This is a genomic window from Pseudomonas lyxosi (assembly GCF_047758685.1).
In the GTDB taxonomy this organism is placed as follows: domain Bacteria; phylum Pseudomonadota; class Gammaproteobacteria; order Pseudomonadales; family Pseudomonadaceae; genus Aquipseudomonas; species Aquipseudomonas lyxosi.
Map to the genome: position 1 here is coordinate 269,692 of NZ_CP180481.1, position 23,272 is coordinate 292,963.

The window sequence follows — 23,272 nt, forward strand, 5'->3', positions numbered from 1 at the left end:
GAGCAAGCCCGCTCCCACATTGGATTTGGGTGTACACAACATCTGTGTTCACACCAATCCAATGTGGGAGCGGGCTTGCTCGCGAATGCCGCGCCCCGGTTAAAGCTCTACAACAACAGCCTGAGAAGCGCGGGTAGCCTTGGCACGAGCCGCTTCAATCGACTCATCACGCGCCAACGCCACACCCATCCGACGCTGACCATTCACTTCAGGCTTGCCGAACAGACGCAACGCCGTATCCGGCTCGTTCAACGCAGCACCGAGATTGGCGAAAGCCGTCTGGGTCGACTGCCCTTCCACCAGAATCACCGCCGAAGCCGAAGGACCGAACTGACGGATCAATGGAATCGGCAGGCCCAGAATCGCCCGTGCGTGCAGCGCAAACTGCGACAGGTCCTGGGAAATCAACGTCACCAGACCGGTGTCATGTGGGCGCGGCGAGACTTCGCTGAACCACACCTGATCACCTTTGATGAACAGCTCAACACCAAACAGACCACGACCACCCAAGGCTTCAGTGACGGCTTTGGCAACGCGCTCGGATTCGGCCAGGGCAATCGGGCTCATGGCTTGTGGCTGCCAGGATTCCTGATAGTCGCCCTTCTCCTGACGGTGACCGACTGGCGCGCAGAACGTAGTGCCGCCGACGTGACGCACAGTCAACAGGGTGATTTCGTAGTCGAAATCGATGAAGCCTTCGATGATCACGCGGCCTTTACCGGCACGGCCGCCTTCTTGAGCGTAATCCCAGGCCTTCTGCACGTCATCGACGCTACGCAGCAGGCTCTGACCTTTACCCGAGGAGCTCATGACTGGCTTGACCACGCACGGGAAGCCCAGGTCCTGGACTGCCTTGCTGTAATCCTCGAAGGTGTCGGCGAAGTGGTACGGCGAGGTCGGCAGGTCCAGCTCTTCAGCGGCCAGGCGACGGATGCCTTCGCGGTTCATGGTCAACTGCGCGGCGCGAGCGGTCGGGATCACGGTGAAGCCTTCGGCTTCCAGTTCCACGAGGGTCGCGGTGGCAATGGCTTCGATTTCCGGCACGATGAAATGTGGCTTTTCGGCTTCGATCACCGCACGCAGAGCGGCACCGTCGAGCATGTTGATCACATGGCTACGATGGGCGACCTGCATGGCTGGCGCATTGGCGTAGCGATCCACGGCAATCACTTCAACGCCCAGGCGTTGCAGCTCGATCACCACTTCCTTGCCCAACTCGCCACAGCCACACAGCAATACGCGGGTCGCGGTTGGCGACAATGGAGTTCCGATACGGGTCATCTCAGGTCCTCAAGAAGCGGATCATCGAGGGTAGCTACGCCTGGCGCGCTTCCCATGGGGAGAAAGCGCGGCATTTTACATGAACCTGCGGGTTTGGCTTCAGCTGACGACGGCCTGTTTGCGCAAGCGCCAGGCCATGATCAACCACACGGCCGTCACGCCCGCGAACTTCGAGCCCATGGCGGTGAGGATCACGCCTGGAGTGAACGCATCGATCATGCCGAAGAAGATGAAGGTATCGAGGGGAATGCTCAGGGCCGAACTTATCCACAGGCGGTCGTGCAAGGGACGCTTGGTGATGCTGAACACCAGCCAGTCGATGCATTCGGACACGGCGAACGCAGTAGCGCTGGCCAGCGCGATGGAGGGATCGGACGTCACGTAAGACAACACCAGCGCTGCCAGCATCGCCGCGATCGCACCATGGCCGAAACGGGTTTGTACCATGTCGCGCAAAACGAACACCAAACCACCCCAGGCCGACCAGATGATGTCCAGGTGCGGAGCGGTGGAAAAGGCGTAGTTGATCAGCACGACGCTGCTGATGTAAGCGATCAGGAAGAGCATGGGGCGGCGGGACACCTGTCAATTTTGCGCACAGGGTACTTCAGCCAAGCAACGCCGCCAAACCCAATGCGGTTACAGGTCGGTGGTTTTGCCCAGCATCCAGAGAAGGCCGCTGGATTTAGCCCGCTCATGGCACAACCCCAACACCTTGCGCCGCTCTTCATTGTCCATCCGGCTCCAGCGAGTGATCTCTTCCACTGTGCGCTGACACCCGGTGCAAATATCGTCCTCGTCCAGCGCGCAAATATTCACGCAAGGCGATCGAACCGGGCGCTCGGGCGTGCTCATTCTTCCTGCTCAACCAGATCGCGGGCATACCGTTGCGAGTTATGCACATAGTGAGCAGCGCTGGCCTCCAGCATTTTTTTCTGCGGCTCGGTCAGCTCGCGCACCACTTTGCCGGGGGATCCCATGACCAGCGAACCGTCTGGAATCTCCTTGCCCTCACCAATCAGTGAGTTGGCGCCGATGATGCAGTTCTTGCCGATTTTCGCGCCGTTGAGGATCACCGCGTTAATCCCGATCAAGCTGTAATCGCCCACCGTGCAGCCATGGAGCATGGCGTTATGGCCGATGGTCACGCCGGTGCCGATGGTCAGCGGGTAACCCATGTCGGTGTGCATCACCGTGCCATCCTGGACGTTGCTGTTCTTGCCGATCAGGATCAGTTCGTTGTCGCCACGTAGCACAGCGTTGAACCAGACGTTGGCGCCCTCTTCCAGTTTGACCTTGCCCACCAGCACGGCATTGGGTGCGACCCAGCTCTGCGGATGGGTTTCGACGCGGGCGTCGCCCAGGCGATATTTCATCTTATTGTCCTCAAGGCCAGGCTGGCTCACTTGCAAAAAGCGGGGTTCACGCCATACGGGCGATGGCTTCAGGTATTGATAAACGTCTTGGGTGGCTGGTGCAGGCTGATTTTGGCGTCATAGAGCAGGTTGATCAACTCGACGATCATAATCGCCGTCAGGCCCCAGATTTTGTACTCGCCATAACGATAGCTCGGCACGTACCAACTGCGGCCCTGGTAGTCGATTCGATGGGTGTGTTCGCGCGGATCCATGCGGAAGAACTCCAGCGGTACGCTGAAGACTGCGGCGATCTCGGCATCGTTGGCCCGGTACTCGACAAAGTCCGGAATCACACCGACATAGGGTGTGACCTTGATGCCGTGCAGGGAGATCAACGGGCTCAGCGGGCCGATCACTTCGACCAGCCCCGGCGGCAGGCCGATTTCTTCTTCGGCTTCGCGCAGGGCGGTGAAAATAAGGTCAGGGTCTTCGGGGTCGCGCCGCCCGCCGGGGAAGGCGACTTCACCGCCATGGGTCGAGAGCCCGCTGGCGCGCAGGGTCAGAACCAGTTCCGGTTCGTCACTGCGGGTGATGGGCACCAGCACTGCGGCCTCGGGGAAACGTTTATCGGTTTCCAGTGTGCTTGGGGTGTGGTTGCTTACTCGATGCAGTAGCTCGTCCAGCATGAGTCTTCTCGATCTGTTGGCCGTAGGGTCTGTTGACGTTTGCTGACAACCGCGTTGGCACTGCAACGCAGTTCGCCAGCAAACGTCAACAGACCCTATGCATCATGCACCAATCGAACCGACCGCCCAACCCCATAACCACTGCATGTCGCTAAACGACAACTTGCCGACAGACACCGCCGCACGCCAAGATAGGCGCAGCATTCAGGAACCCAAGCATGAAATTTTGCAGTCAGTGCGGCAACCCGGTGACCCAGCGCATTCCAGAGGGCGATTCGCGCCTGCGTTTTGTCTGTGACAGCTGTCAGGCGATTCACTACCAGAACCCCAATATCGTCGCCGGTTGCGTGGCGACCTGGGGCGCCAAGGTCTTGTTGTGCCGACGCGCCATCGAGCCTCGGCTCGGTTATTGGACCCTGCCCGCCGGCTTCATGGAAAACGGTGAAACCATCGAGCAGGCGGCCATTCGCGAGACGGCCGAAGAAGCCTGCGCGCGGGTGCGCAACCTGAGCATCTATACGTTGATCGACGTGCCGCACATCAGCCAGGTGCATGTGTTCTTCCGCGCCGAGCTGGTGGACCTGGACTTCTGCGCCGGTCCCGAGAGCCTTGAAGTGGCGCTTTTCGAAGAAGCCGACATCCCTTGGTCCGAGCTGGCTTTCCGCACGGTGGGCCGTACCTTAGAATGCTTCTTCGCTGACCGGCGGACCGAGGTCTACCCCGTGCGGTCCGAGTCGATCCCACCGCTTGCTCAGCCTGCCAATAAATAAAAAAACACCTATAACTATTAAATAGTCGCGACACCTCTTAGGGATATCGTTTCAATGCGCTGGTTGCTTGCCCTGTTTTGCTTGTCGTTCGTCGCTGTCTCCCAGGCTTCCATTGCGGAAACGCTGGACGGCAAAGTCATCGAAAAAGTTCTGGTGCTCAAGTCCGCCCACCAATTGCAATTGATCAATGACGGCAAGCCGCTCAAGACCTATCGCATTTCCTTGGGCAAACGCCCCAAGGGGCCGAAGCTGATGGAAGGCGACAAACGCACGCCTGAAGGTTTCTATTGGCTGGACTGGCGCAAGGTCAGCGATAAATTCAATCTGGCGATGCACATCTCCTACCCGAACATCAGTGACTCCGCGCGCTCCCGGCGTGAAGGCGTCGAACCCGGTAGCATGATCATGATCCACGGCACCCCGGACACTGAAGAAAACCCCGAAGACCTGTTCCATACGCTGGACTGGACCGACGGCTGCATTGCCATGCGCAACATGGACATGCGCGAGGTCTGGGGTTTGGTGCCGGACGGCACGATGATCGAAATCCGTCCGTAAAGGCTACCTTCGGTCGCCATCGAAAAAATAAATTCAAAAGATCGCAGCCTTCGGCAGCTCCTACCGGGTAGATACCACTCCCATCGGTAGGAGCTGCCGCAGGCTGCGATCTTTGCGTTCAAAATCCCCACCTCTAATACCACTTCAAACCATCAATCCTATTGCCCATCAATCAGAGCAGGCTTTCCCGCGCCCACAGCAAAGTGGTCTCATTGACATGGTATTTAAGTGGTATTAGGTTTCACCCCACCACCGGGCGACAACACTCCAATATCCGCATCGGACCAAACCTACATGAATGACCTCCAGGCCCTACGCCCTGACGACACCCAGCCCACGCCGCTGTACCTGCAACTGGCGCGCAATCTGGAAGCGGCGATCCATGCCGGCCAGTGGAAAGCCGAACAGGCCATGCCGTCGGAGCGCAACCTCAGCGAAATGCTGGGCATCTCCCGCGTCACCGCCCGCAAGGCGCTGGAAGTTCTGTTCGAGCAAGGCCTGATCCGCCGCAACCAAGGTTCCGGCACCTTCATCACCCCGCGCCTGGAACAACCGCTGTCGCGCCTCTCGGGTTTCAGCGAGATGCTGCGCCTGAAGGGCTTCGTCCCCGGCTCGCAATGGCTGGAGCGTGAAATCACTCCGCCGACCCACGAAGAACTGATCCGCCTGGGCCTCTCGCCGAACGACAAGGTCGCGCGGCTCAAGCGCCTGCGTAAAGCCGACGACACGGTAATGGCGATCGAGATGAGCACCCTGCCCGCCTCGATCATTCCCAAGCCACAAGCCGTGGGCGACTCCCTCTACGAATACCTCGACGGCATCGGCAAGCCGATCGTCCGCGCCCTGCAGCACATTCAGGCGATCAACGCCTCGGACGAATTCGCCGCCCTGGTGGGCATTGCCCCCGGCACCGCCATGCTGCTGATGACCCGGGTCGGTTACCTGGAAGACAACACGCCAATCGAAGTCACGGACACCTATTGCCGCAACGACTACTACGACTTTGTCGCAGAGCTCCGTAGATAAAGAACTTCGTCGATAACCCGCTTCGCCGCTAAAGAACCGAGAACTGATTATGTCTGAAGACAACATCCTCACCGCCCGCGGCTGGGTTCGCGGCCGGCTGATTCACGAACATGGCAAGGTCGTGTCGATCGAAGGCCATCTGTGCGACCCGGCCGACAACGACCTGCCCTACCTGCTGCCAGGTTTCATCGACCTGCACGTTCATGGCGGCGGCGGCAAAGACATCATGGAAGGTGCGCCAGCCTTCGAGACCATCACCAAAACCCACGTGCGTTTCGGCACCACGTCGCTGCTGGCGACCACCATGACTGCGCCGAACGAAGAGATTTCGCGAGTACTCAAGGACATCGGCGAGTTCTGCGAGCAGCGTCCAAAAGGCAGCGCCCGAGTCCTCGGCGTGCACCTCGAAGGCCCGTACATCAACCCCGGCAAACTCGGTGCCCAACCGAATTTCGCCCACACCGCATTGATGGCAGAAGTCGAAGAATACCTGGCACTGGCACCAATCCGGGTGATCACCATCGCCCCGGAAATCGCCGGTCACGACGCTTTGATCCGCAACCTCAGCGCTCGCGGCGTGCGCATGCAAATCGGCCACACCCTCGGCAGTTACGAGGAAGGCGTGGCCGCGCTTGAAGCAGGTGCCAGCAGTTTCACCCACCTCTACAACGCCATGAGCCCGTTGCATCACCGCGAACCGGGCATCGTCGGCGCGGCACTGGCTCACGCCAAATACGCAGAACTGATTCCGGACTTGCTGCACGTGCACCCCGGCGCCATCCGTGTGGCCCTGCGCTCAATCCCGTGCCTGTATTGCGTCACCGACTCCACCGCCGCTGCCGGCATGCCCGACGGTGAGTACAAGCTCGGCAGCCACACTGTGACCAAATGCCTGGGCGGTGTGCGCTTGCCCGACGGTACTTTGGCCGGCAGCACCCTGACCATGGATCAGGCGCTGCGCAATCTGGTGAAGATCGGTCTGCCGATCGCAGAGGCCTCGCAACGTCTTTCGCAATTCCCCGCCGACTACCTCGGCCTCACCGAACGCGGGCGCCTGCAACCCGGCAGCTGGGCCGACTGCGTGCGGCTCGATCGCTCACTCACACTGACCGCCGTCATGGTCGAAGGAGAAGACATTGACTTCAAAAATGCTTGAAGAGGCGCTGTCCTCATTCGAGGCCGTGCAAGCCCAATTGCAGCAACTCGACCCGCAGATGATCGAGATCGCCGGGCGCCTGCGTCGTCAGCCGCCGCAAGTGGCGATGACCGTCGCTCGCGGCAGCTCCGATCATGCCGCCAGTTATTTCGCCTACCTGACCATGCAGCAATTGGGCTTCCCGGTGGCGTCGTTGCCGATGTCGGTGGTGACCATGCTGCAAGCGCCGTTGAAGGTCAGCGGCCAAGTGGCGTTCGCCTTCTCGCAGTCCGGGCAAAGTCCCGATCTGGTGAACAGCATGCGTCTGCTGCGCAAGCGCGGCGCCCTGAGCATCTCGATGGTCAACGCCGAGAGTTCGCCGCTGGAGGCCGCGTGTGAGTTCAGCCTGCCGCTGTGTGCCGGCACCGAAAGCAGCGTCGCGGCGACCAAGAGTTTTATCGCCACCCTTAGCGCCAGCGCCCGTCTGATCGCACATTGGAAAGAGGACGCGGAATTGCTGGAGGCCGGCCTCGCACTGCCGGAAGGTTTGCGCGAGGCGGCGAAACAGGACTGGAGCCTGGCCATCGATGCCTTGCGCGATTGCCAGCGCCTGATGGTAATTGGCCGTGGCGCAGGTTTCGCCATCGCCCAGGAAGCCGCGTTGAAATTCAAGGAAACCTCGGCGATCCAGGCCGAAGCCTTCAGCAGCGCCGAGGTCCGTCACGGCCCGATGGCGTTGATCGACGAAAATTATCCACTGCTGATCTTCGCCCCGCGCGGTGCAGAGCAGGCCGGCTTGCTGAGCCTCGCCGCCGACATGCGCCAGCGCGGTGCCCGCGTATTGCTGGCCGCGCCGGATGACATTGCCGAACGCGACCTCACCCTGACCCGCGCCGAGCACCCGGCCCTCGACCCGATTCTGGCAATCCAGAGTTTCTACGTCATGGCCGCCGGTTTGGCCGTCGCCCGAGGCATGGACCCGGACCAGCCGCGGCACTTGAGCAAAGTGACGCGCACGCACTGAGTGGAGACCCCTGTAGCAGCTGTCGAGTGAAACGAGGCTGCGATCTTTTGATCCTGCGTTGAAAAGATCGCAGCCTCGTTTCACTCGACAGCTGCTACGGGGCGAGTTGATCCGAACCGTTTTTACTGATGAGACCGAGCCATGCACAACAATAATAAAGAGCTGACCCTCAGCGCCCCGCTCAGCGGCCCGGTGCTCACGCTCGCCAAAGTCCCGGACCCGGTGTTCGCCAGCGGCGCCATGGGCGACGGGATCGCCATCGATCCGCTGAACGACACCCTCCACGCCCCGTGTGCCGGCGTCGTGGTGCACGTCGCCCGCACCGGCCACGCCGTCACCTTGCGTGCCGACAACGGCGCCGAATTGCTGCTTCACCTGGGCCTCGACACCGTCGAGTTGCAGGGCGAAGGCTTCTCGATGCTGGTCAAGGAAGGGGCGCGAGTCAGCAACGGCCAACCGTTGTTGCGCTATGACCTGGACAAGGTCGCGCAGCAGTGCAAAAGCCTGGTCAGCCTGATGATCCTGACCAACAGCCAGGACTTTGAGGCGCGGCCGATCACGCTGAGGTCGGTGAAAGTTGGCGAGCCATTGCTGCACATCATTCGTCGACACGCGGCGGGGGCGCAGGCTGAAGCGGAGCTATCCGGGGAAGAGATTTACGGTCACATTCGCATCGCCCATCGTGGCGGTTTACATGCTCGTCCGGCAGCGCTGATTCGTCAGACAGCGCAAGGTTTCAAGAGCAAATCGCAGCTGCATTTCGCTGGCAAATCGGCGACCTGCGACAGCTTGATCGGGCTGATGAGTTTGGCCGTCGGCGAGCAGGACGAGGTTCAAGTCAGCTGCCAGGGGCCGGACGCCGAAGCTGCGTTGCAAGCGTTGCTGATCGCGTTATCCACAGCGCTGGCCGAAGACAGCCACGCCGCCGCGCCGACACCAATTGCCCGACGCACTCGAGCGGCCGAAGCGGGCGTGCTGCACGGTGTTTGTGCCGCGCCCGGTCTGGTTGGCGGGCCGTTGTTTCGCTTGAACGCAATCAGCCTACCAGTGGACGTCGGCAACCATGACCCCGAGCAACAGCTGCACGTTCTCGATACCGCGCTGACCGTTGTGCGCAGTGAAATCGACCACACGCTGGCCCAAGCCAGGAAACATAAAAACACCGACGAAGAAGCGATCTTCGCCGCGCACCTCGCCTTGCTCGAAGACCCTGCGTTGCTGAACGCAGCGAACACTTCCATAGACCAGGGCATGGCCGCGACCCACGCCTGGAGCCAATCGATCGACGTGCAGTGCGAGGTGCTCCAGCAACTCGGCAGCCCGTTGTTGGCAGAACGCGCCAACGATCTGCGCGACCTCAAACAACGCGTGCTACGTGCCCTGCTTGGCGAAACCTGGCACTACGACGTGCCGGCCGGCGCCATTGTCGCCGCGCATGAATTGACGCCTTCCGACCTGCTGCAACTCAGTCAGCAAGGTGTCGCCGGGTTGTGCATGGCCGAGGGCGGCGCAACTTCCCACGTGGCGATTCTCGCGCGTGGTAAAGGCCTGCCGTGCATGGTTGCACTGGGTTCTACGCTGCTGGATCAGCAGCAAGGCCAAGCGGTTGTGCTGGATGCCGATGGCGGTCGCCTTGAACTGATGCCAAGTGCCGAACGTTTGGCCGAAGTGCATCAGGCGCAACTCGATCATCAACAGCGCCGCGCGCTTCAACAATCCCAAGCGCATACCCGCGCATTGACCCTCGACGGTTTGCACATCGAAGTCGCCGCCAATGTGGCCTCCAGCGCTGAAGCGGCTGATGCCTTGGCAAATGGCGCCGACGGCGTCGGCTTGCTGCGTACCGAATTTCTGTTTGTGGATCGCAACACCGCACCGGACGAAGAGGAACAGCGCACCGCCTATCAAGCCGTGCTCGATGCCATGGGCGACAAGTCGGTGATCATTCGCACCATCGACGTCGGCGGAGACAAACAACTCGACTATTTGCCGCTGCCGGCCGAGGCCAATCCAGTGCTTGGCCTGCGCGGTATTCGCCTGGCTCAGGTCCGCCCGGAAGTCCTCGATCAGCAATTGCGCGCGCTGCTGCACGTCAATCCGCTTTCGCGCTGCCGGATCCTGTTGCCGATGGTCACCGAAGTCGATGAGTTGCTGCACATCCGCCAGCGTCTCGACGCGTTGTGCAGTGAACTCGGTGTGCTTGAGCGCCCGGAGCTGGGCGTGATGATCGAAGTTCCGGCCGCCGCGCTGCTGGCCGAACAACTGGCCGAACACGCGGACTTCCTGTCCATCGGCACCAACGATTTATCGCAATACACCTTGGCCATGGACCGCGACCACGCCGGCCTCGCTTCGCGGGTCGACGCCATGCACCCGGCATTGCTGCGACTGATCGCCCAGACCTGCGCCGGTGCGGCGGTACATAACCGTTGGGTCGGTGTCTGCGGCGCGCTGGCCTCCGATCCGCTGGCCACGCCGGTACTGATTGGCCTGGGCGTCAGCGAGTTGTCGGTCAGCCCGGTGCAGATCGGTGAAATCAAGGACCGCGTCCGCCACCTGGACGCGAGCGAATGCCGACGCATCAGCCAGGACCTGCTCAAGTTGAGCAGCGCCGCGGCTGTGCGTCACGCCTGTCACCAGCAATGGCCTCTGAGCTGAAAACAACAAGAATCCACGGAGATCCGCCATGTACCAATACTTCATCGAAGGCCTGCAGCGCCTCGGCCGCGCGCTGATGCTGCCGATCGCGATCCTGCCGATAGCCGGCCTGTTGCTGCGCCTGGGCGACACCGATCTGCTGAACATCGCGATCATCCACGACGCCGGCCAGGTGATCTTCGCCAACCTGGCGATGATCTTCGCCATCGGTATCGCGGTCGGTTTCGCCAAGGACAACAACGGCACCGCAGGCCTCGCCGGAGTCATTGGCTACCTGGTGATGATCTCCACCCTCAAGGTGCTCGACGCGAGCATCAACATGGGCATGCTCGCCGGGATCGTCAGCGGCTTGATGGCGGGCGCGCTGTACAACCGTTTCAAGGACATCAAACTGCCGGAGTACCTGGCATTCTTTGGCGGCCGGCGGTTCGTGCCGATTGTCACCGGGTTCGCCGCCGTCGGCCTGGGCGTGATCTTTGGCTTGATCTGGCCGCCCATCCAGCACGGCATCAACAGCTTCGGCACGCTGATGATGGAGAGTGGCAGCTTCGGCGCGTTCGTCTTTGGCGTGTTCAACCGCCTGCTGATCGTCACCGGGCTGCACCACATCCTCAACAACATGGCGTGGTTCGTCTTCGGTAACTTTACCGACCCGACCACGGGCGCCATCGTCACCGGCGACCTGTCGCGCTACTTCGCCGGTGACCCGAAAGGCGGCCAGTTCATGACCGGCATGTTCCCGATGATGATCTTCGGCCTGCCCGCCGCGTGCCTGGCGATGTACCGCAACGCCCTGCCGGAACGCCGCAAAGTCATGGGCGGGATCTTCCTGTCGATGGCGCTGACTTCGTTTTTGACGGGAGTGACTGAGCCGATCGAATTCGCCTTCATGTTCCTCGCGCCGCTGCTTTATCTCGTGCATGCGTTGCTGACTGGCCTGTCGATGGCGATCACCAACCTGTTGAACATTCACCTCGGTTTTACGTTTTCCGGTGGTTTGATCGACATGATTCTCGGCTGGGGAAAATCCACCAACGGCTGGTTGATGGTACCGGTCGGCCTGGCGTATGCGGTGATCTACTACGTGGTGTTTGATTTCTGCATTCGTCGGTTCAACTTGAAGACGCCGGGGCGTGAAGATGTTCTGAATGGCGACAAAGTAGTCGTCGCCGAGAATGAACGGGCCGGGGCTTACATCAAGGCGCTGGGTGGTGCGCAGAATTTGATCACCGTGGGTGCGTGCACCACTCGGTTGCGGCTGGACATGGTGGATCGCAACAAGGCAAACGATGCGGAGTTGAAAGCACTGGGGGCGATGGCCGTTGTGCGTCCGGGCAAGGGTGGGAGTTTGCAGGTAGTGGTCGGGCCGATGGCCGACAGCATTGCCGATGAGATTCGCTTGGCGATGCCGGCGTTGGGGCGCGCACTTGTTTCCTCCCCTCCTGCTGTTATCGATGCGCCGAAACCTGCTGCGGTGGCGAACTCAGAAGCGCAGCGTTGGCTGAAGGCACTGGGTGGGGGCGAGAACGTGTTGCAGATGGATTGCATCGCCATGACCCGAATCCGGCTGCAGCTCGCGGATGGCAAGGCGTTGTCGGAATGTGATTTGAAGGCGTTGGGTTGCCAGGGTGTCAGTCAGTTAGAGGGTGGGGTTTGGCATCTGTTGATTGGCGACAAGGCATCGAGTTTGAATGATGCACTGGATGCGTTGGTTAATCGGAGTGAGGTGAGTGCCAAGGTTTAGATTGTTGGCGCCTGATAGGCGGTCTTCGCAGGTAAGTCAGCTCCCACAATGGAACGGTGCACATCTGCGAAATCCTGGCCGGCTCTGAGACCGCCTGCTCGCGATGGAGCCCTAAATAACACCCTGGACTCAAAGCCCGCTGACCATGACCGGTCCAGCGGGCTTTTTCATTTCAACTGCCCTGCGGATAACGATAGCGATCATACGCAGTGGGCGGATCACGCCCGCTTTCTTACGAACAACAAAAAAACCGACCTAGGCCGGGTTCTCGTAGTGACACTTAGGCTCAAGCAGAAGTTGCGCGCTGCTCCGCTTCGTAATGTCGAGTCTGGAAAGGCATGAGGGTTTGAGCTTTCAGGCCGAGGCCTTCATTCAGCCCCCAGGAGATTGCAAGTTCATCACGGCGCCGACGAAGAGGTACGACTGCTTGTGGCGCCCTCCCTTGCCTGGAAGTCGAATATGCAAAAAGCTCAAGAGCATTGAGGGTTTCCGACACGCGGCTATCAGACACGCACGCAAAACGAGTAAACCGTTCGAGCAAGTAGCCTGCACGCCGAACCTCCAACCCATCCGTGTGGCAGCTCAGAAAAGCAGTTACTTCACTCTCAAGATTCAAACTCGAGTACCAAACAGCTTTGGCAGCGCTGACCAGCGCAGCGTCATCTGCTTGATTCAAAGGTTTTTTGACCAAGGTGTCCAAGGCGGATGAGAGGACGTGGCCGCTAAGGGGCGTCGCCATCTGTAGTCTCCAAGTAATCTTGCAAGATATTGGTGAGAACGGAGGTCGGTGGCTCTTTGTTGCCAACATATACATCAATTGCCTGCAATGCCAGACGACGGAGTTCAGTGGTCAGTATGAAACCCGCCCGAAGGAGCGCTTTGACATCGCCTATATCCTGGTCTGTCGCTCTACCTAGTTTGGATATTGCGATGTCGACAGGAGCCGCAATATGGACATGCAGCGGTGACTCTACAGAGAAATCTGCAAGGGGAAGACTGCGTTCCCAGTAGTCTTCATGAATGGAACCGAAGCGGGTGTTGTATTGAAGGTCGTAGTTCAGCTCCATCAACCTGCCGGATTGCTCATCAACAAAATGTTCAGGTACTTCTGCGAGCAAGGTCTGTAGGTGAAGACCTTGTGGGAGATTTGCATAGTAAATTTCAGCGTCAACATCAGTTGACACGCGATGATGAGTGTAGAGGTGAACGGCGCACCCTCCGAACACGATAACCTTGACCGCCCCTGGCTCTGCGCATTCACCGACTAGCTCCAGTTCGACGGATTTGAACATCGAAATTAGCGCCTGCCCAAGCGCGGTGTTCGAGTTAACCCTGGGAGTAATCGCGTCCGGTAGTTCCATCTTTGAACCTCAAGTAGATTGAAGTGTTTGTGATGGACAAAGGCTGGACTTGACACTTCCGACGGACAACCTGAAAAGGTTGTCGGATATTTCCTCGAACGATGTAGCCGTTACCACAAAAATGGGTATGCACGCCTCGACGAAAATGGGCGGCTATCAGGCAGCCATCGCAGCGATGCGGCGACCCGACAAACCAGCACCCACAGTTTTGATCTCCACACAGTCATCAAATCCCGGCCAATAAAAAACCCGCTGAACACTAATTCAACGGGTTTCTCATTCAGCGGTCGGTGAGATCAAAAATCCTCCAACCGCCACACCTCATAAGCCGGTGTCTCGTAGGGATGACTCTGCTTCAGAGCCAACACCACAGAACGAATCAAGTCGTCACTGACCACAAGCTCAACCTTCCATTCCTCAACCTGCTCGACCTGCCCCGCTTCCCCAATAAACGGCTGACTGCCATCCAACGGGCGAAACTGGCCAAGGCCGAGCACTTGCCAGGCGCAATGGTCGTACGCGCCGATCCGTCCGCCACCGGCGGCGAATACGGCACTTTTGACCTGTTCCACATGACTGGCCGGAACAAAAAAGCAGAGCTTATACACAGCGCTTAGTTAACCCAGACGCGAGCGTTTCGGAACATACGCATCCAAGGTGCGTCTTCGTTCCAGTCTTCCGAACGCCACGAGTTCTGCACGGCGCGGAACACACGCTCCGGGTGCGGCATCATGATCGTTACGCGACCGTCGCGGCTGGTCAAACCGGTGATCCCGCGCGGCGAGCCGTTCGGGTTGGCCGGGTAGTTTTCGGTGACCTTGCCGTGGTTGTCGACAAAACGCATCGCCACGCAACCCGACAGATCAGCTTCCAGCAACGCTTCTTCGCTGGCGAACTCGGCATGACCTTCACCGTGAGCAATAGCGATCGGCATACGCGAACCGGCCATGCCTTGCAGGAAGATCGAGTTCGATTCCTGGACCTGAACCATCGCCACACGTGCTTCGAACTGCTCGGAACGGTTACGCACAAAGTGCGGCCAGAACTCGCTGCCCGGGATCAGCTCGTGCAGGTTGGACATCATCTGGCAACCGTTGCACACGCCGAGGGTGAAGCTGTCGTTACGTTCGAAGAAGCCCTGGAACGCATCGCGAGCACGGCTGTTGAACAGCGCGGACTTGGCCCAGCCTTCGCCGGCACCCAGTACGTCGCCGTAGGAGAAACCGCCGCAAGCGACCAGACCTTTGAACTCGTTCAGGTCGACACGGCCGGCCAGAATGTCGCTCATGTGCACGTCGATCGCGTTGAAACCGGCGCGGTCGAACGCGGCCGCCATTTCCACCTGACCGTTGACGCCCTGCTCACGCAGCACGGCAACCTGTGGGCGGATGCCTTTCTTGATGTAAGGCGCGGCGACGTCCTGGTTGACGTCGTAGCTCAGCTTGACGCTCAGGCCCGGATTGTCTTCTTCCAGCAGCACGTCGAACTCTTGTTCGGCGCAGTCGGCGTTATCACGCAGACGCTGGATCTGGTAGCTGGTTTCAGCCCACTGACGTTGCAGCAGACGACGCTGACCTTCGAATACGGTTTCGCCGTTGAAGGTGATGTTGATCTGGCCGTTGTTCATCGGCTGACCAATCACCGACACGCACTCGCCCAGACCGGCAGCGCTGAACTGCGCGAGGATGTCCGGGGTAGCGTCCTGGCGAACCTGGATCACGGCGCCCAGTTCTTCGTTGAACAGGATTGCTGCGATGTCGGCAGAAGTTTCTGCCAGACCGTCGAGGTTCAGGCTCAGACCGCAGTGGCCGGCGAAGGCCATTTCCACAGTGCTGGTCAGCAGACCACCGTCGGAACGGTCGTGGTAAGCCAGCAGGTGACCGTCGGCGTTGAGGCCCTGGATCACCGCGAAGAAGGCTTTGAGGTCTTCGGCGTCGTCGACGTCCGGCGCTTGCGAGCCGAGCTTGCCGTGAACCTGGGCCAGGATCGAGGCGCCCATGCGGTTCTGGCCACGACCCAGATCGATCAGGATCAGGTCGGTGGTGCCCTTGTCCATGCGCAGTTCCGGCGTCAGGGTCTGACGGATGTCAGCCACAGGCGCGAAACCGGTCACGATCAGGGACATCGGCGAGGTGACGGTTTTGTCGACGCCTTCATCGTTCCAGCGCGTGGCCATGGACATGGAGTCCTTGCCCACCGGAATGGTAATGCCCAGCTCAGGGCACAATTCCATGCCGACCGCTTTCACGGTGTCGTACAGACGCGCGTCTTCACCTGGGTGACCGGCAGCGGACATCCAGTTCGCCGACAATTTGATGTCGGAGATCTTGTTGATGCGCGAAGCGGCGATGTTGGTCAGGGTTTCGCCGATGGCCATACGGCCCGACGCCGGAGCGTCCAGCAGAGCCAGCGGAGTACGCTCGCCCATGGCCATGGCTTCACCGGTGTAAACGTCGAAGCTGGTGGCGGTGACGGCAACGTCGGCCACCGGTACCTGCCACGGGCCGACCATTTGGTCACGAGCAACGAGGCCGGTGATGGTGCGGTCGCCGATGGTGATCAGGAAGCTTTTGCTGGCCACGGCCGGGTGATGCAGAACGCGTTCGACGCAGTCTGCAATTTCCAGTGTGCTTGGATCGAAATCGTCGCCCAGTTCGTTTTCGCGAACGGCCGAACGGTGCATGCGCGGGGCTTTGCCCAGCAGCACTTCGAGTGGCATGTCTACCGGGCTGTTGCCGAAGTGACTGTCGGTGACCGTCAGTTGCGGTTCGGCAGTGGCTTCGCCGACGACGGCAAACGGGCAGCGCTCGCGTTCGCAGATCGCCTGGAAGCGTTCGAAGTCAGCCGGGCCGACCGCCAGAACGTAGCGCTCCTGGGATTCGTTACTCCAGATTTCGTGCGGGGCCATGCCCGGCTCGTCGTTTGGAATGTTGCGCAGTTCGAAGCGACCGCCACGGTTGCCATCGTTGACCAGTTCCGGGAAGGCGTTGGACAGACCGCCCGCGCCGACGTCGTGGATGAAGCTGATCGGGTTGTGTTCACCCAACTGCCAGCAACGGTCGATGACTTCCTGGCAGCGACGTTCCATTTCCGGGTTTTCGCGCTGTACGGAAGCGAAGTCCAGGTCTGCCGAGCTGGTGCCGGTGGCCATGGAGGAAGCGGCGCCGCCGCCCAAGCCGATCAACATCGCCGGGCCGCCGAGCACGATCAGCTTGGAGCCAACGGTGATCTCGCCTTTCTGCACGTGTTCGGCACGGATGTTACCCATACCGCCGGCCAGCATGATCGGCTTGTGGTAACCGCGAACTTCGTCGCCACGCGGGGTGGTGATCGACTGTTCGAAGGTACGGAAATAACCGGTCAGGGCCGGACGACCGAATTCGTTGTTGAACGCGGCACCACCCAGTGGGCCTTCGATCATGATGTCCAGCGCGGTAACGATGCGCTCAGGCTTGCCGTACGGCACTTCCCACGGCTGTTCGAAGCCCGGGATTTGCAGGTTGGACACGGTGAAACCGGTCAGGCCAGCTTTTGGCTTGGCACCGCGACCGGTTGCGCCTTCGTCGCGAATCTCGCCACCGGAACCGGTGGATGCGCCCGGGAACGGGGCAATCGCAGTCGGGTGGTTGTGAGTTTCGACTTTCATCAGGATGTGCACCGGTTCCTGCACCGCGCCGTACTGGCGGGTTTCAGGGTCCGGGAAGAAACGACCGGCGACGTTGCCGACGATCACCGAAGCGTTGTCCTTATAAGCCGACAGAACGCCTTCGCTGTGCATCACGTAGGTGTTCTTGATCATGCCGAACAGGCTTTTTTCCTGGCTCTGACCGTCGATGTCCCAACTGGCGTTGAAGATCTTGTGACGGCAGTGCTCGGAGTTCGCCTGGGCGAACATCATCAGTTCGATGTCGTGCGGGTTGCGCTTCAAGCCGACGAAGGCGTTGACCAGGTAGTCGATTTCGTCTTCGGCCAGGGCCAGGCCCAGCTCGGTGTTGGCTTTTTCCAACGCGGCGCGGCCGCCACCCAACACGTCGATCGCGGTCAGCGGTTTCGGCTCGGCATGGCTGAACAGGCCGGCGGCTTGTTCAAGGTTGCCGAGGACGATCTGGGTCATGCGGTCGTGCAGCGCATCGGAGATCAGCTGCGCTTCGGCGTCGCTGAACTGGCCGGCGACGTAGAACGCGATGCCGCGTTCCAGGCGCTGGATTTTCGTCAGGCCGCAGTTGCGAGCGATGTCGCTGGCTTTACTGGACCATGGCGAGATGGTGCCGAACCGCGGCAAAACCAGGAACAGACGACCGGTCGGCTCTTGTACCGGAACACTTGGGCCGTACTTCAGAAGGCGCGCGAGCACCTGCTGTTCGTCGCCGGTCAGGACGCCGGTAACTTCGGCGAAGTGAGCGAATTCAGCATACAAGCCGCTGACAGCCGGGACCTTCTGGCTCAGTTGCTCAAGGAGTTTGCTGTGGCGAAAGGCAGAAAGGGCAGGAGCGCCGCGCAGGATCAACATCTTCGGGACAGCCTCGGGAAGGGGTGTGCTTTGAGGCCGTGCATTCTAGCCTAAACAGGCCGCGACATCACCCGAAACGGTACGGGCGGCTGCACCCGGGCGTCGGGCCGGGTGTTCGGACCTCAAACCGGTGCGCGTCGAGCGTTATTTTTTCTGTCACAAAATGCTGCTCGGGCCCATTCCTGCGGGCTCCGGAGCGGTTTTCAGTTGCCTAGCAGACAAGCCCTTCGCTGTCGAGATATGGCGCTCGTGGTCCTTTGCGTATACTGCGCAGATGTTTTCCCCAACGGCTTTGCGTCCGCGGTTCGCCAAATGGCTGATCGCAACCGGACTCTTCCTGGTGCTCAGTGGCTGTGTTGATAAACCCAACACGCTGGAGCGCGTAAAGGAGGATGGCGTGCTGCGGGTGGTTACCCGTAACAGCCCCGCCACCTACTTTCAGGATCGCAACGGTGAAACCGGCTTCGAATATGAGCTGGTGAAGCGCTTCGCCGACGATCTGGGGGTGGAACTCAAAATCGAAACCGCCGACAACCTCGACGACCTGTTTAATCAGGTGGGCAAACCCAACGGCCCGGTGATCGCTGCTGCCGGCCTGGTCAGCAGCGAAGCACGCAAAAAGCAGGTGCGGTTTTCCCACTCCTATCTCGAAGTCACCCCGCAGATCATCTATCGCAACGGCCAATCGCGGCCCACCGAAGCGAAGGATCTGGTGGGCAAGAAGATCATGGTGCTCAAGGGCAGCACCCACGCCGAGCAATTGGCGGAGCTGAAAAAGAAGTATCCCGGCATTGAATACGAAGAGTCCGACGCGGTTGAAGTCGTCGACTTGCTGCGGATGGTCGATGAAGATCAGATTGACCTGACCCTGGTCGACTCAAACGAAGTCGCGATGAACCAGGTCTACTTCCCCAACGTGCGGGTAGCCTTCGACCTCGGGGACGGCAGCAACCAGAGCTGGGCAGTGGCCGCTGGCGACGACAACAGCTTGCTCAACGAGATCAACGACTACCTCGACAAGGTGAAGAAAAACGGCACCCTGCAACGCCTGAAAGACCGCTATTACGGGCATGTCGATGTACTGGGTTACATGGGCGCCACCACCTTCGCCCAACACTTGCAGCAACGTCTGCCCAAATACGAACAGCACTTCAAGGCGTACGCCAAGAAAGAGAAAGTCGATTGGCGCCTGCTGGCCGCGGTCGGCTATCAGGAATCGCTATGGCAAGCGGCCGTCACGTCGAAAACCGGCGTGCGTGGCCTGATGATGCTGACCCAGAACACCGCGCAGGCCATGGGCGTGTCCAATCGACTGGACCCCAAACAAAGCATCATGGGTGGCGCCAAGTACCTGGCCTACATGAAGGACCAACTGGATGAGTCGATCCAGGAGCCGGATCGCACATGGTTTGCACTGGCGGCCTACAACGTTGGCAGCGGTCACCTGGATGACGCGCGCAAACTGGCGGCCAAGGAAGGACTGAACCCGGACAAGTGGCTGGACGTGAAAAAGATCCTGCCGCGCCTGTCCGAGAAGAAGTGGTTCAGCAAAACCCGTTACGGCTACGCCCGTGGCGGCGAACCCGTTCACTTCGTGGCGAACATCCGCCGCTACTACGACATCCTGACGTGGGTGACGCAGCCGCAGCTTGAAGGCAATCAGGTCGCCGAAGGCAACCTGCATGTGCCGGGGGTCGACAAGACCAAGCCGAATCAGGAAACCCCACAGCTCTGATACCGCGGGGCCGGTGCAAAAAAGATCTTAGCCTTTCAACGCAGCAGCCAGGATCAATGCCTTCATCTCCGAAACAGCCGACTTGAATCCGACGAACAACGCATGAGCCACCAGCGCGTGGCCGATGTTCAGTTCGTTGATGCCTTTGATCGCCGCCACAGCTTCAACGTTGTGGTAGTGCAGACCATGGCCAGCGTTGACGATCAGGCCTTGAGCCAGACCAAACGCCACGCCATCCGCCACACGCTTGAGCTCTTCAGCCACATCGGTCGGCGTCTCGGCATCGGCGTAACGACCGGTATGCAGCTCAATAGCCGGCGCACCAACACGACGGGACGCTTCGATCTGCCGCTCGTCAGCATCTATGAACAGCGACACTTCACAGCCGATCTTTGACAGGCGATCCACCGCTGCTTTAATCCGTGCTTCCTGCCCCGCTACGTCCAGACCACCTTCGGTCGTCAGCTCCTGACGGGTTTCCGGCACCAGGCAAATGTGCGCCGGACGAATGCGTTCGGCGAACGCCATCATCTCTTCGGTGACGCCCATTTCGAAATTCATGCGGGTTTGCAGCACATCCTTGAGCAGCAACACGTCGCGCTCCTGAATGTGCCGACGGTCTTCGCGCAGGTGCACGGTGATGCCGTCAGCGCCCGCCTCTTCCGCGTCCAGTGCTGCCTTGACCGGATCCGGATAGCGCGTGCCCCGGGCCTGACGCAGGGTGGCAACATGGTCGATGTTCACGCCAAGAAGAATGCGATTGCTGGTGGTCACGGAAGCGCTCCTGAAAATGGGAAAGTTCGGCGCACAGCATACACGGGGATTTTACGGCTTTCGAAACAACTCTCGGGAAACCAACGGACGACCGCCCAGATGCACGGCCAGCGCCTGGCGCATCAGGCGTTTGGCAGCGGACAGCGCGCCGGGCGCGGTCCAGTCGGCCTCGGCCATGGCCAACAGTTCGGTGCCGTTGAACAGACCGGGTTGCAGCAGGTAGACCCGTTCGAGCCCCGCATCCACTTGCAGACGGTAGAGACCGTCCGGCGCGATGGGATCGCCATGGATGTCGATGGTCAGGGCGAAGCCGTAACCCAAGTCATCCAGCAGCCGCCATTCGAAGGATCGCAACAAAGGCTCCAGCGGACGACCTTCGGCAAGTGCGAGCAGGGTCGCAGCGTAGTGATCGAAAACGGCGGGATGGGGATCTTCGGACGGCAGCAGCCGAATCAACAGCTCATTGAGGTAGAGACCGCTGAACAGCGCCTCACCATTGAGCCAGGTGGAGACGCCAGCGCTTTCCATGCGACTGACGTTCTTCAATTCACCACGCCCACGGAACTCGACTTCCAGCGGCACGAATGGCCGCGCCAACGTCCCGGCCTTGCCCCGAGCACTGCGCAACACCGCCCGCAGCCGACCTTGCGGCGTGAGGAAATCCACCAACGCGCTGTTTTCGCGGTAGGCGCGACTGTGGAGCACGAAGGCGGGTTGGCCGATGGGGTGGGTTTGGGACATGGGCGTCAGAGTTCTCAATGAACGAGCACAGCTTTATAAACTACCCAAAACCAATGTGGGAGCGAGCTTGCTCGCGATTGCGGTCTGTCAGTCAACATGGATGTTGAATTTCAGGCCCTCATCGCGAGCAAGCTCACTCCCACAGGGTTTCTCTGGTGTATCTGGAACCGGGTGTTACAGGTCGCCGTAACCCAGCGAACGCAAGGCGCGTTCATCGTCGGACCAGCCGCCTTTCACCTTGACCCAGAGGTTGAGCATGATCTTGGAGTCGAACAGCAACTCCATGTCCTTGCGCGCCTCGGTGCCGATGCGTTTGATCCGCTCGCCCTTGTCGCCAATGATGATTTTCTTCTGGCCATCGCGCTCGACGAGGATCAAGGCATGGATGTGCAGGGTTTTGCCCTGCTGCTTGAACTCTTCGATTTCGACGGTGATCTGGTACGGCAGCTCGGCGCCCATCTGGCGCATGATTTTCTCGCGCACCAGTTCTGCGGCGAGGAAGCGGCTGCTGCGGTCGGTGATCTGGTCTTCCGGGAAGAAGTGATCATTTTCCGGCAGGTAGCCGGCAATCACGCGCTCCAGCGTTTCGAGGTTATGCCCGTGCTGGGCCGAAATCGGCATGATCTGCGCGTTCGGCAACTGTTCCTGCAACCAGGTCAGGTGCGGCATCAGCTCGGCTTTATCTTCGATGCGGTCAGTCTTGTTCAGCGCCACGATCAGCGGGCCGGTCACGTATTGAACGCGCTCGAGGACCATCTGGTCTTCGTCGGTCCACTTGGTGCGGTCGACCACGAAGATCACCACGTCGACGTCTTTCAACGCCGCCGAAGCGGTCTTGTTCATGTAGCGGTTCAGGGCTTTCTCGCCACCTTTGTGCATGCCCGGGGTGTCGACGTAGATCGCCTGCACGGCGCCTTCAGTCTTGATGCCGAGCATGTTGTGGCGAGTGGTCTGAGGCTTGCGCGAGGTGATCGCCAGCTTCTGACCGAGGATGTGGTTCAGCAGCGTGGACTTGCCCACGTTGGGACGGCCGACGATGGCGACATAGCCACAGCGAGTTGCAGTTGAATCAGTCATGGCCATTCTCCACGCCCAGGGCAATCAGTGCTGCAGCGGCCGCTACCTGTTCGGCAATACGACGGCTCACACCCTGACCTCGGCTTTTTTCATTCAGTAAGGTGATTTCACATTCGACGAAGAACGTCCGGCAATGCGGCTCACCCTGGATATCCACCACTTCGTAACGTGGCAGTTCACAACCACGCGACTGCAGGAACTCTTGCAGGCGGGTTTTTGGATCTTTGTTGGTGTCGACCAGCGTCAGGCCTTCGAACTCCCCGGCCAGCCAGGCCAGCACGCGCTCGCGTGCCATGTCCATGCCGGCATCCAGGTAGATCGCACCAATCAGCGCTTCAAGGGCATCGGCCAGAATCGACTCGCGACGGAACCCGCCGCTTTTCAATTCACCGGAACCCAGGCGCAGGTATTCGCCCAAATCGAAACCGCGAGCCAGTACGGCCAGGGTCTCGCCTTTCACCAGGCGTGCGCGCAAGCGCGACAACTGACCTTCGCGGGCCAGCGGGAAGCGATCGAACAGCGCCTCGCCAGCGACGAAGTTAAGGATGGCATCACCGAGGAATTCCAGGCGTTCGTTGTTACGCCCGGCAAAGCTGCGGTGAGTCAGGGCCAGGACCATCAGTTCCTGATCCTTGAAGGTGTAGCCGAGCTGACGCTCGAGACGGCTTAAGGAGACGCTCACGGTTTACCCACGCTGAGTTCGTGGTTGGATTCCACCGCCATCGCCGTGATGCGGCGCAGGCTTGGGACAATTAACGCTGTGTTCAAAAATAACGTCCTGAATATCATTGTTTTCATGCTTCTGGTGTCGATTATGCCAACTCCAGAAATGCA

21 protein-coding genes are annotated in these 23,272 nt (G+C 60.0%); 8 read left to right on the forward strand and 13 right to left on the reverse strand.

Annotated features, from left to right (window positions below; translation table 11 throughout):
* Positions 1-99: 99 nt before the first annotated feature.
* The 5 genes from purT to ACMXYI_RS01305 all read right to left on the reverse strand — a co-directional run bounded on the left by purT (position 100) and on the right by ACMXYI_RS01305 (position 3,325).
* Positions 100-1,281, reverse strand: coding sequence for a formate-dependent phosphoribosylglycinamide formyltransferase (purT, locus tag ACMXYI_RS01285; protein WP_415771215.1), 1,182 nt, complete (start codon positions 1,279-1,281; stop codon positions 100-102).
* Between the two features lie 99 nt (positions 1,282-1,380).
* The gene (locus tag ACMXYI_RS01290) at positions 1,381-1,848 is read right to left on the reverse strand and encodes a VUT family protein (RefSeq protein ID WP_310263625.1); all 468 of its coding nucleotides are present in this window, start codon (positions 1,846-1,848) and stop codon (positions 1,381-1,383) included.
* A 72-nt stretch (positions 1,849-1,920) separates the two neighbouring features.
* Positions 1,921-2,136: a DUF1289 domain-containing protein gene (locus tag ACMXYI_RS01295; RefSeq protein ID WP_415771217.1), complete on the reverse strand. Its 216-nt coding sequence runs from the start codon at positions 2,134-2,136 to the stop codon at positions 1,921-1,923.
* The gene (locus ACMXYI_RS01300; RefSeq protein WP_007954617.1) at positions 2,133-2,657 is read right to left on the reverse strand and encodes a gamma carbonic anhydrase family protein; all 525 of its coding nucleotides are present in this window, start codon (positions 2,655-2,657) and stop codon (positions 2,133-2,135) included. Before ACMXYI_RS01300 ends, ACMXYI_RS01295 begins: the two co-directional genes overlap by 4 nt.
* Before the next feature lie 68 nt (positions 2,658-2,725).
* Positions 2,726-3,325, reverse strand: a complete 600-nt coding sequence (locus ACMXYI_RS01305) for a CoA pyrophosphatase (protein WP_415771219.1) — start codon at positions 3,323-3,325, stop codon at positions 2,726-2,728.
* A gap of 218 nt (positions 3,326-3,543) precedes the next feature.
* Between ACMXYI_RS01305 and ACMXYI_RS01310 the strand changes: the two genes are divergently transcribed.
* From ACMXYI_RS01310 to nagE, 7 genes are all read left to right on the forward strand, one after another.
* Positions 3,544-4,095: an NUDIX hydrolase gene (locus ACMXYI_RS01310; protein WP_415771221.1), complete on the forward strand. Its 552-nt coding sequence runs from the start codon at positions 3,544-3,546 to the stop codon at positions 4,093-4,095.
* 54 nt (positions 4,096-4,149) lie between these two features.
* Positions 4,150-4,653 (forward strand): L,D-transpeptidase family protein, encoded by a 504-nt coding sequence (locus ACMXYI_RS01315; protein WP_415771222.1) that lies wholly within the window; start codon positions 4,150-4,152, stop codon positions 4,651-4,653.
* Between the two features lie 294 nt (positions 4,654-4,947).
* A complete protein-coding gene (locus tag ACMXYI_RS01320; RefSeq protein ID WP_008151596.1) occupies positions 4,948-5,679 on the forward strand; it encodes a GntR family transcriptional regulator in 732 nt (243 codons plus the stop codon).
* Positions 5,680-5,728: 49 nt separating this feature from the next.
* Positions 5,729-6,835 (forward strand): N-acetylglucosamine-6-phosphate deacetylase, encoded by a 1,107-nt coding sequence (nagA, locus tag ACMXYI_RS01325; RefSeq protein ID WP_415771224.1) that lies wholly within the window; start codon positions 5,729-5,731, stop codon positions 6,833-6,835.
* Complete coding sequence (locus ACMXYI_RS01330; RefSeq protein WP_415771226.1) at positions 6,816-7,838, forward strand: SIS domain-containing protein; 1,023 nt, start codon at positions 6,816-6,818, stop codon at positions 7,836-7,838. Before nagA ends, ACMXYI_RS01330 begins: the two co-directional genes overlap by 20 nt.
* Positions 7,839-7,979: 141 nt before the next feature.
* The gene (gene ptsP / locus ACMXYI_RS01335; protein ID WP_415771228.1) at positions 7,980-10,496 is read left to right on the forward strand and encodes a phosphoenolpyruvate--protein phosphotransferase; all 2,517 of its coding nucleotides are present in this window, start codon (positions 7,980-7,982) and stop codon (positions 10,494-10,496) included.
* Positions 10,497-10,524: 28 nt separating this feature from the next.
* Positions 10,525-12,240, forward strand: a complete 1,716-nt coding sequence (gene nagE / locus ACMXYI_RS01340; protein WP_415771229.1) for an N-acetylglucosamine-specific PTS transporter subunit IIBC — start codon at positions 10,525-10,527, stop codon at positions 12,238-12,240.
* A gap of 286 nt (positions 12,241-12,526) precedes the next feature.
* Here nagE and ACMXYI_RS01345 read toward each other — a convergent pair whose 3' ends face one another.
* The 4 genes from ACMXYI_RS01345 to purL form a co-directional block, all read right to left on the reverse strand.
* A complete protein-coding gene (locus tag ACMXYI_RS01345; RefSeq protein ID WP_415771230.1) occupies positions 12,527-12,979 on the reverse strand; it encodes a hypothetical protein in 453 nt (150 codons plus the stop codon).
* On the reverse strand, positions 12,963-13,601 hold the full coding sequence (locus ACMXYI_RS01350) for a DUF6036 family nucleotidyltransferase (protein WP_415771231.1): 639 nt from the start codon (positions 13,599-13,601) through the stop codon (positions 12,963-12,965). Before ACMXYI_RS01350 ends, ACMXYI_RS01345 begins: the two co-directional genes overlap by 17 nt.
* A gap of 296 nt (positions 13,602-13,897) precedes the next feature.
* A complete protein-coding gene (locus ACMXYI_RS01355) occupies positions 13,898-14,209 on the reverse strand; it encodes an NGG1p interacting factor NIF3 (RefSeq protein ID WP_415771232.1) in 312 nt (103 codons plus the stop codon).
* A gap of 5 nt (positions 14,210-14,214) precedes the next feature.
* Positions 14,215-18,111, reverse strand: coding sequence for a phosphoribosylformylglycinamidine synthase (gene purL, locus ACMXYI_RS01360; RefSeq protein WP_415771233.1), 3,897 nt, complete (start codon positions 18,109-18,111; stop codon positions 14,215-14,217).
* Between the two features lie 274 nt (positions 18,112-18,385).
* On the opposite strand from purL, the gene mltF reads away from it, so the two are divergent.
* A complete protein-coding gene (gene mltF, locus ACMXYI_RS01365; protein ID WP_415771234.1) occupies positions 18,386-19,846 on the forward strand; it encodes a membrane-bound lytic murein transglycosylase MltF in 1,461 nt (486 codons plus the stop codon).
* A gap of 27 nt (positions 19,847-19,873) precedes the next feature.
* Here the strand turns inward: mltF and pdxJ are convergent, their stop codons facing one another.
* The 4 genes from pdxJ to rnc form a co-directional block, all read right to left on the reverse strand.
* On the reverse strand, positions 19,874-20,620 hold the full coding sequence (gene pdxJ, locus ACMXYI_RS01370; RefSeq protein ID WP_134101908.1) for a pyridoxine 5'-phosphate synthase: 747 nt from the start codon (positions 20,618-20,620) through the stop codon (positions 19,874-19,876).
* 51 nt (positions 20,621-20,671) lie between these two features.
* The gene (gene recO, locus ACMXYI_RS01375; protein WP_415771235.1) at positions 20,672-21,361 is read right to left on the reverse strand and encodes a DNA repair protein RecO; all 690 of its coding nucleotides are present in this window, start codon (positions 21,359-21,361) and stop codon (positions 20,672-20,674) included.
* A 174-nt stretch (positions 21,362-21,535) separates the two neighbouring features.
* On the reverse strand, positions 21,536-22,438 hold the full coding sequence (gene era / locus ACMXYI_RS01380; protein ID WP_008151577.1) for a GTPase Era: 903 nt from the start codon (positions 22,436-22,438) through the stop codon (positions 21,536-21,538).
* Positions 22,431-23,120, reverse strand: coding sequence for a ribonuclease III (gene rnc, locus ACMXYI_RS01385; RefSeq protein WP_033053426.1), 690 nt, complete (start codon positions 23,118-23,120; stop codon positions 22,431-22,433). The genes era and rnc overlap by 8 nt, the downstream gene beginning before the upstream one ends.
* Positions 23,121-23,272: the final 152 nt, after the last annotated feature.